This is a genomic window from Lysobacter sp. TAB13, from assembly GCF_052113885.1.
In the GTDB taxonomy this organism is placed as follows: Bacteria; Pseudomonadota; Gammaproteobacteria; order Xanthomonadales; family Xanthomonadaceae; genus Lysobacter; species Lysobacter gummosus.
On the sequence record NZ_JBFRDR010000126.1, the window covers coordinates 1 to 530 of the forward strand.

The following is a 530-nucleotide window of genomic DNA, read 5'->3' on the forward strand; positions in this document are numbered from 1 at the left end:
GCACTCGACCGGGACGCGCCGTTCCGCCGCATCGTCGCCTGGCGCGATGATCTGCAGAAGGCTGATCCCGACAGCTACCGCGCCTATCTCGAGCGCTATCCCGCCATTGCGGCGCTGCCGGCGCTCGGTGCCATGAGCGAGGGCAATCTCGATATCGAGACGGTGATCGCCCTGAAGGCCGATGTGCTGTTCCTCAATGTCGAGGCCCAGATCGCGAGCGCCGAGACGAAGCTCGTCGAAAAGCTCGCYTCCGTCGGCATTCCCGTCGTCTATGTCGATTTTCGCCATGCGCCCTTCGTGAACACGGAGCCGTCGCTCAGGCTGATGGGGCGGCTGCTTGGCCGGTCCGCGGTTGCCGAGGAGCTCATCGCCTTTCGCTCTCGCGAGATCGCGCGCGTCACCGATCGCCTGGCCGGGGTGGCCGATCTCAAGCGGCCGCTCGTCATGGTCGACCGCATTCCCGGCTATTCCGACGATKGCTGCATGACCTTCGGGCCGGAGAATTTCGGAGGGATGGTCGAGGTCGCCGG

The 530-nt window shown here is 65.7% G+C and carries 1 protein-coding gene; it reads left to right on the plus strand.

All coding sequences use genetic code 11. The annotated features are described in order from the left end of the window. The coding region (locus AB4Y92_RS25440; RefSeq protein WP_441822143.1) for an ABC transporter substrate-binding protein at positions 1 to 530 on the plus strand (530 nt) is incomplete at both ends.